The organism is Rathayibacter rubneri (assembly GCF_023743255.1).
In the GTDB taxonomy this organism is placed as follows: domain Bacteria; phylum Actinomycetota; class Actinomycetes; order Actinomycetales; family Microbacteriaceae; genus Rathayibacter; species Rathayibacter rubneri.
Map to the genome: position 1 here is coordinate 1 of NZ_JAMRYM010000122.1, position 8,345 is coordinate 8,345.

Here is an 8,345-nt window from a genome sequence, read left to right on the forward strand (position 1 = left end):
GGCTCGGGGTGCGGGGCTCGGGGGTGCGATCCGCAGGTGTCGGCGCGATCTGCAGGTGTGCCGATCTGCAGGACTCCGCACCGTGTGCAGGGGATCGATGTGCGATCTGCAGGGGATCCTCGCGGGAAAGGGCGTTCCTCCGCTCGGAGGACCCGGGAACGCGCTGATCCCCTGCAGATCGGACAGATGACTGCAGACCACGCACGCGCCTGCAGATCGCGCACGCTCCTGCAGATCGTGCACGCGCCTGCAGACCGTGCGGACGACCGGAGGCGCCGGGTCGGGTCCCGACGCCTCCGGGGCCGGCGGCTACTTCGCGTTCGCGGTGTCGAGCGCGTCCTGCAGGTTCGTCTGCAGGTCGGCGAGGATCGCCTCCGGGTCGCCCGACGCCAGGCCCTCGAGGGCCGAGTTGAAGTCGGTGATCACGGTGGCGGCGCCCGCGAAGGCGACGGGGCTGACGGCGTAGTCGTTGCCCGTCACGAAGGCGGCGTTCTCGGGGTACTTCGTCGCGTACTCCGCGGCTCCCGACTCGGTCGAGGGGATCACTCCGAAGGCGTCCGAGAAGGCGAGCTGCTGCTCATCGGCGGTGAGGGCCTCGACGAGCGACTGCGCCTGCTCCGCGGTCTCGCTGCCGACCGGGATGCCCCAGCAGTTGCTGAAGGTGAAGGTCGACTTCCCGCCGGGGCCGGCGGGGAGCTCGGCGACGGTGTAGTTCACGTCCGGGTAGTCGGCCTCGAGCGCGCCGTTGATCCACGGTCCCTCGATGACCATCGCGGCGGCGCCCTTGCCGAACGCCTCTCCCGACCAGCCGGAGTCGAGGTCGGCCGGGAACTTCAGCGTCCCGTCTGTCAGCAGCTTCTTCACCTCGGTGAGCCCGGCCACGTTCTCGGGGGTGTCCGCGGTGACGGTCCCGCCGTCGTCGGACAGCAGCGAGCCGCCGGCCTGGTTCATGAAGGTGCCGATCCGCGCGTACTCCGCGCCGAAGGAGAGACCGGTCACGCCGTTCGCGGTGAGCTTCGCGGCGGCCGACTCGAGTCCTGCCCAGTCGGTGGGGATGTCGGCGTCGGTGAGACCGGCAGCGGCCCAGAGGTCGGTGTTGATGACCAGGCCCAGGGTCGAGAAGTCCTTGGGCTCGCAGTAGAACTGGTCGTCGTAGGTGAACGCCTCGCGCAGCGCCGGGTAGAACGCGTCGGCGTTGCCGGCGTCCTGGGCGTAGGGCTCGAGGTAGCGGTTGCTCGCGTAGGTCTGGAACTGGTCCCAGCTCATGTAGAAGAGGTCGGGCGGGTTGCCGCCCGAGAAGCCCTGCCCGAGCTGCTGGGTCAGATCGCTCGCGGCGACGACCTCGACGGAGGTGCCGTTCTCCTCGCCCCAGGCGTTCACGGCGTCGGTGACCGCGGTCGTCTCGGCGTCGCCGGACGAGCCGATCATGACCGTGAGACCGGCGTCGGACGACGAGTCGGAGGAGGAGCCGCCGCTCGAGCAGGCGGCGAGCGCGACCGCGAGGCCGCTCGCGAGGATCGCGGCACCCCAGCGTGCCGCGGTGGAGGTGGATGTCATGGCCTGACCTTTCGTGATCGGGAGGTGCACCGGGAGGTGCTCGGGGCTGTGGGAGTCAGAGGTGGAGGGGCGTGCGCACGACGAGGTGCGGCTCGATGAGGCGATGGGCCTCTCCGGCGGCGAGCTCGCGGTGCACGATGTCGTCGCCGCGCTCGCCGAGGAGCAGCTCGAGGGCGCCGGCGGCGACCGCGCCGAGGTCCTGCTCGACGCTCGAGAGGCCGACGGCGGCGGCGACCGGGGTGTTGTCGAAGCCGACGATCGAGAGGTCGGGTCGCCCGACGGCGACGGCGGCCATCGAGGCGCCGAGCGCGAGGGAGTCCGAGACGCAGACGAGAGCGTCGACCTCGGGGTTCGCCTCGAGGAACGCGATCGCAGCGGACCGGGCCTGCTGCACGTCGTCCTCCGCCTCGGCCCGCAGCAGCGCGACCCCGGGGAACCGCTCCCCCATCACCCGCTCCCAGCCGCTGCGGCGGTCGTCGCCGGTCGCGGATCCGCTCGGCCAGCCGAAGAACGCGAGCGTCGCGCATCCCTCGTCGGCGAGGTGGCGGCTGGCCTGCTCGACCCCGGAGGCGCCGTCGACGTCGACCCAGAGGTGCTGCGGGTCGCCCTGGTCGTCCAGCCCCCAGGGCCGCCCGAAGGTGACGAAGGGAACGCCCTGCTCGCGGAGCCACGCGGTGCGCGGGTCGCCGTAGAAGGTCGAGGTGAGGACGAAGGCGTCCACGTCGGCACCGTCGCGGAGCCGTCCGATCTGCGCGATCTCGTCCTCGGGCGTGCTCGCCGTGTACAGCAGGATCCGCATGCCGCGGGCGTCCGCCTGCTCGGTGACGGCGTGGAGGAACCGGTCGAGCAGGCTGCCCGAGATGCCGTCGAGCACGCGGTCCATCCGGACGCCGATCGTGCCCGACTTGCGGGTGCGCAGGCGGCGGGCGGAGGCGTGCGGACGGTACTGGAGATCGGCGATCGCCTTCTCGACCCGCTCACGGGTGGCCGGACGCACGATCGACGGGCTGTTGAGCACGTTCGAGACGGTCTGGCGCGAGACTCCGGCGGCGCGGGCCACGTCCTCGACGGTCGGCAGTGCCATGCGTCCTCCTCGACGGGTCCCGGTGCTTTGATCGTTCAAACCGCTGGTGGATCGCCGGTTTGATCGATCCAATCCGAGTGCTACATTACCTCCGACCGCGGTGCTGTCAACCGGCAGCCACCGACGGACCGATCCCCCCCAGGCGCTGCACGACGCGCCCCGCACCGACGATTCAGTGAGGAGTCGACCGTGACGACCGAGCGCGACGACCGCAGCAGCACGCCCCTCCAGCCCCTCCTCCACGAGGCCGTCGTGCTCCTCCGCGCGCCCTCGCAGCTGTGGTGCGACGAGGCGGGCGAGGTGGGCGGGCAGCCGATCCACGGGCTGTACCACGGCGACGTCCGGGTCCTCGCGGGCGCGGCCCTCCTCGTCGGCGGCCTCCCCCTCGAGCCGATCGCGGCGGGTCGCGACGGCGCCTCCTCCGCCCGCTTCACCGGCCTCGCCCGACGCCTCGACGACGCCGCAGCCGATCCGCGCTTCCGCGTCGTCCGCACGCGCACGGTCGCCGCCGGCTCGCTCCGCGAGAGCATCCGACTCGAGTCGGCTCTGCCCGACGCCGTCGCCACCCGTCTCGAGCTCGCGCTCGAGCCCGACTTCTCCCTCGTGCACGTCGTGAAGGCCGGGCTGCGCGGCGACGCCGACGTCCGCACCGAGGCGGGCGACGGCTCCGTCGTCTGCACCTCGGGCAGCACCCGCGCCGACGTGCGCGCCGAGGGCGCCGCCATCACGGCGGGATCGACCACGACCCTCTCGTGGGACGTCGTGGTCCCCGCCCGCGGGGCCGTGGAGGTGGAGTGGAGCATCGCCATGGAGGACTCGGCCGCCGTCGTCGCCGGAGCACCCGGGCCCGCGGAGTGGAGCGGCGCGACCGTGGAGGCCGGCGACTCCCGCCTCTCCTCCTGGTGCCGGGTCGCCCTCGACGACCTCGACGCCCTGCGGATGGTCACCGTCGACCGCCCCGACGAGCCGTTCCTCGCCGCCGGCGCCCCCTGGTTCTTCACCCTCTTCGGCCGCGACTCGATCTGGGCGGCGCGGATGCTGCTCCCGCTCGGCACCGGCATCGCCGGCTCGACCCTGCGCGTGCTCGCCGGCCTGCAGGGCACCGAGCACGTCGCCGCCACCGCCGAGCAGCCCGGCAAGATCATGCACGAGCTGCGCTCGACGACCCTCGAGATCCCCGGCGAGGGCGTCTCGCTCCCGCCGCTCTACTTCGGCACGGTCGACGCCACGGCGCTCTGGATCTGCCTGCTGCACGACGCGTGGCGCTGGGGCCTCCCCGACTCCGAGGTCGAGGCGCTGCTGCCCGCGCTCGAGGCGGCGCTGCGCTGGCTCCGCGACTCCGGGGACTCGGACGGCGACGGCCTGCTGGAGTACGTCGACACCACCGGTCACGGCCTGGCCAACCAGGGCTGGAAGGACTCGGGGGACTCGATCCAGTGGCGCGACGGCTCCCTCGCCGAGGGTCCGATCGCGCTCTGCGAGGTGCAGGCCTACGCCTACGAGGCGGCGATCGGAGGCGCGGCGCTGCTCGACCGGTTCGGCCTCGACGGCTCCGGCTGGCGTGAGTGGGCCGCCGCGCTGAAGACCCGCTTCGCCGAGTCGTTCTGGATCGACACGGCCGATGGCGGCTACCCCGCGATCGCTCTGGACGCGCAGAAGCGCCCCGTCGACACCGTCACGAGCAACATCGGCCACCTGCTGGGCACCGGCATCCTGCCCCCCGACCGCGCCGCGCGCGTGGCCGAGCTGCTGGTCTCGCCGGAGCTCTCGTCCGGCTACGGCCTGCGCACGATGTCGACCGACTCCGACGGCTACTGGCCGCTCTCGTACCACGGAGGCACCGTCTGGGCGCACGACACCGCCATCGCCGTCACGGGGCTCGCCCGCGATGGCTTCGGCGCCGAGGCGACGACGCTCGCGCGCGGCCTCCTCGCCGCCGCCGAGGGATTCGGCTACCGGATGCCCGAGCTGCACTCCGGCGACTCCGCGGACGAGTCGCCCGCCCCCGTGCCCTACCCCGCGGCCTGCCGCCCGCAGGCCTGGTCGGCGGCGTCGGCGGTCGCCGTGCTGTCGGCCGCGCTCGGCCTCGCTCCCGGCGGGGAGACGCTGGTCGTCGCACCGCTCTCGCCCGCACTCGCCGGACCGATCCGGGTCGACGGGATCCGCCACCGCGGCTCCGTCGTGCCGGTCGATTGGGACGGGCGCCTCTGACGCGACGGCCGCGCTCGAGCCTCAGGGCAGCCGCGCCACCACCGCGCGCGCGATCGTGCGCCCCGAGCGGTTCGCTCCGATCGTCGACGCCGTCGGCCCGTAGCCCGCGAAGAACACCCGCGGATCGGTGAGGGACGCCCCGTCGGCCACCGCCACTCCGCCCTCGCGCTCGCGGAGCCCGAGCGGCGCGAGATGACGCAGCTCGGGGCGGAACCCCGTCGCCCAGATGATCGCGTCGGCACGGGTGAAGCTCCCGTCGGGCCAGCGCACCCCGTCCTCCTCGATCGAGCGGAAGACGCCGCGCTCGCGGAGCACCCCGCGCTCGATGCCCGCCACGACGCGACGGGTGCGCTGCACTCCCGTGCCGCCGACGATGCTCGGGAGGGCGCGGCCCTCGCGGGCGGCGCGGTCCTGCTCGCGCACCGCCTCGACCGCCGACTCGAGGGCGAGCTGCTCGCCGTCGCGGTAGTCGACCGGGCGGCGCGTCGCCCAGGTGACGGTGCGGGCGATGCGCTCGAGCTCGAGCAGGAAGCCGATCGCCGACGTGCCGCCGCCCACCACGACGACCTGCTTCCCGGCGAAGTCCTCGGCGCGCACGTACTCGGTGGTGTCGATCTGGACGCCCCGGAACCGGTCCCGGCCGGGGTAGTACGGCACGAAGGGCGAGCCCCAGGTGCCGGTCGCGTTCACGACGATCCGAGCGCGCTCGACCCCGCGGTCGGTCTCGACCACGAGAGCGGAGGAGCGGTCGCCCGGCGTCGCACTCGTGACGCTGCGCACCGCCTCCGGCCGGCGCACGGCCAGTCCGTAGGCGTCCTCGTAGTGCGCGTAGTACTCGCGGACCACGTCGCGGGCGGGACGGCGGCGGTCGGCAGTGGCGAAGGAGAGGCCGATGCGGTCCATCCCGGGCAGGTCGTGCACGCGGTGCGCCGACCCCAGCCGCAGGGCCTCCCAGCGGAACTGCCAGGCACCTCCCGGCCACGGTCCCCGGTCGAGCACGGCGACGTCGCGACCGGGCTCGAGGCCGAGTCTGCGCAGGTAGTAGGCGACCGCGAGGCCCGCCTGACCGGCGCCGATGACGACGACCGGGCGCGGATCGGGGGTGGTGTCCACGCCGCTCCCCACGTCCTCGAGGGGCGGTCGCCGCCGGGATGCCGGAGCCCCGGAGTGGCGTGTGCCCCGTCTGCTAAACTACCGGGTAGATTTCACTGTTCTCAGTTCGGGCTCTTCTCCATCCGCTCGGACCGATCACAACCTGTTCTGTCAATCACACATCCAGCCGGCTTCATCGCCCGTCTGGCCTGTCATCGTGAGGGGGTCACCCATGGGGCGCGGCCGTCAGAAGGCGAAGAACACCAAGATCGCCCGGGAGCTGAAGTCGTTCAGCCCGGCGGTCGATTACAGTGCGCTCGAGCGCGAGCTCAGCCACCCGGACGAGCCGGACTACTCGAAGTGGATCGACGCCGAGGACGACGGCGACGACACCGACTTCGTCGAGGAGCAGCACCAGAAGCGTGCGTGACGCGAAGTCGTCGTCGGGGTCGTCCGGTTCGGACGGCCCCGATCTGCGTTCCGGCGCCGAGCCGCCGACCGGCGAGGGCACCGCGTCCGCGGCCCGCGTCGAGCAGCTGTCGACCCGCATCGCCTACGAGACCCCCTGGATCCGCGTGCGCGAGGACGAGGTGCTCTGGCCGGGCGGGAGCACGGGCGTCTACTCCGTCGTCGAGCGCGACGACTACGCCCTCGTGCTGCCGCGCGAGGGCGAGGGCTTCTGGCTCGTCGAGCAGTTCCGCTACCCGATCGGTCGCCGGGCCTGGGAGTTCCCGGCCGGCGGCTGGCCGCACGGCTCCCCCGGCGGCGACCCGCTCGCCCTCGCCGCCGCCGAGCTGCGGGAGGAGACCGGGCTGCGCGCGGGACGCCTCCGGCATCTGGGGCGCCTGAGCGAGGCCTACGGCTTCGTGTCGCAGGCGGTCGACGTGTTCCTCGCCGAGGAGCTCGAGCACGGCGAGCACGCGCGCGAGGCGACCGAGTCCGACATGGAGCAGCGGTGGTTCTCCGACCGCGAGGTCGCGCAGCTCGTCCGCTCGGGGGCGATGGTCGAGACGGCCGCCGTCGCGGCGCTCGGGCTGTTCTGGATGGACCGCGGGCTCGTCCCGTGATCGGCGCGATGTCGGTGGTCACCGGCATGCTCGGCGGATGACTCCGCCGTCCGCGCCGCGGACCCCCGCCGTGCCGCTCCCCGTGTGGCGGTCCGAGCGCCGCGGCCGCGACCTCGACGAGGCCCGCGCCTTCTACGAGCAGGGGTACAACGGCTCCGGCTTCCGCGCCGAGCGCTCCGCGACGCCGTTCGCCTACCGCTACGCGACGACCGGCGAGGGCCCGGTGAGCCTGCACTCCGCGTCGTTCCTCGGCCACGTGCGCGGCTCCGTCGATCCGGCCGGCGTCTACGTCGTGCTCTGGCTGACCCAGGGCCGCGCCGTCGTCGATCTGGGGCGCGACGACAACCGGCTCGTCGTCGGGCGGCCCGCCGTCTTCCCGACGGGCCGCCCCTTCGGCTTCGAGGCGCACGAGTACCGGAACGCGCTCGTCCACTTCGAGGCCGCCTACCTCGAGCGCGCGGCGGCCGAGCTGCACGGCACCGAGCCGGGGCCGATCCTGTTCGCCCCCGTCGTGAGCGACCCGGCGCCCTGGTGGGCCGCGGTCCGCGGGCTGCGCGACACCCTCGCCGTCGCCGACGCGCCCACCGCACTGCAGCGCGATTCCGCCTCGCGCTTCGCGGCGCAGGCCGTGCTGCGCGCCTTCGTGCACCGCGTCGTGCCGCTCCCCGTCACTCCGCCGACCGTGAGCGCCCGGCGCCTGCGCCGGGCAGTCGAGTTCCTGCACGCGAACGCCGACCTCCCGCTCGGAGTCGCCGACATCGCCGAGGCCGCCGGGCTCTCGACCCGCGGACTCCAGCTGGCCTTCCAGCGCGCCTTCGCCACCACTCCGCGCCACTACCTCCGCGGCGTGCGCCTCGAGCGCGCCCGCGACGAGTTGAGCGCCGCCGCTCCCGGCGAGCTCGTCGTCGGCGACGTCGCCGCACACTGGGGCTTCGTCAACGCCGGACGCTTCGCCCAGCACTACGCCCGCCGCTTCGGCGAGCTCCCGCGCCAGACGCTGCGACGCTGATCCCGACCGGGACACCGTGTCCGCTTCCGGACGTGTCCTGAAGCGGGTCTTGTCCCCCCGGGGTGGGGCAAAGACACTGAGACCGCCACGCCGCACCCCGACGGCACACGTGGCGCCCACCCGGCTCTCCCCCTGCCGCGCACCGCGCACCGCAGGCCCTCTTCGGCGCGCCTCCGCAGAACCCGTCCTGCGGAGGCACGCCCGAGCCCCCGCTCCCGCCTACCCGAAAAGCCGTACCCGTGACCCTCAGACACCCTGGTCCCGCCCTCGTCCGCCGACCCTCCGCCTCCGGAGCCGACACCCCCGACACCGCCGTCCTCAGCCC

Annotated in this window: 7 protein-coding genes; 4 read left to right on the plus strand and 3 right to left on the minus strand. The window is 73.7% G+C overall.

Annotated elements, in window-relative coordinates:
- Positions 1 to 309: 309 nt before the first annotated feature.
- Together NB037_RS17455 and NB037_RS17460 are read right to left on the minus strand one after the other, a co-directional pair.
- A complete protein-coding gene (locus NB037_RS17455; protein WP_251948046.1) occupies positions 310 to 1,557 on the minus strand; it encodes a sugar ABC transporter substrate-binding protein in 1,248 nt (415 codons plus the stop codon).
- A gap of 55 nt (positions 1,558 to 1,612) precedes the next feature.
- A complete protein-coding gene (locus NB037_RS17460; protein WP_251948048.1) occupies positions 1,613 to 2,641 on the minus strand; it encodes a LacI family DNA-binding transcriptional regulator in 1,029 nt (342 codons plus the stop codon).
- Positions 2,642 to 2,830: 189 nt separating this feature from the next.
- On the opposite strand from NB037_RS17460, the gene NB037_RS17465 reads away from it, so the two are divergent.
- The gene (locus tag NB037_RS17465; RefSeq protein WP_251948050.1) at positions 2,831 to 4,852 is read left to right on the plus strand and encodes a glycogen debranching N-terminal domain-containing protein; all 2,022 of its coding nucleotides are present in this window, start codon (positions 2,831 to 2,833) and stop codon (positions 4,850 to 4,852) included.
- 21 nt (positions 4,853 to 4,873) lie between these two features.
- Here the strand turns inward: NB037_RS17465 and NB037_RS17470 are convergent, their stop codons facing one another.
- On the minus strand, positions 4,874 to 5,965 hold the full coding sequence (locus tag NB037_RS17470; RefSeq protein WP_251948052.1) for an FAD-dependent oxidoreductase: 1,092 nt from the start codon (positions 5,963 to 5,965) through the stop codon (positions 4,874 to 4,876).
- A gap of 211 nt (positions 5,966 to 6,176) precedes the next feature.
- Here NB037_RS17470 and NB037_RS17475 point away from each other — a divergent pair, with 211 nt between their 5' ends.
- The 3 genes from NB037_RS17475 to NB037_RS17485 are packed head-to-tail and all read left to right on the plus strand — an operon-like array spanning position 6,177 to position 8,020.
- A complete protein-coding gene (locus NB037_RS17475) occupies positions 6,177 to 6,374 on the plus strand; it encodes a DUF3073 domain-containing protein (RefSeq protein ID WP_055789263.1) in 198 nt (65 codons plus the stop codon).
- Positions 6,367 to 7,011 (plus strand): NUDIX domain-containing protein, encoded by a 645-nt coding sequence (locus tag NB037_RS19965; RefSeq protein WP_251948054.1) that lies wholly within the window; start codon positions 6,367 to 6,369, stop codon positions 7,009 to 7,011. Before NB037_RS17475 ends, NB037_RS19965 begins: the two co-directional genes overlap by 8 nt.
- Positions 7,012 to 7,048: 37 nt before the next feature.
- Positions 7,049 to 8,020, plus strand: coding sequence for a helix-turn-helix transcriptional regulator (locus NB037_RS17485; RefSeq protein WP_251948056.1), 972 nt, complete (start codon positions 7,049 to 7,051; stop codon positions 8,018 to 8,020).
- Positions 8,021 to 8,345: the final 325 nt, after the last annotated feature.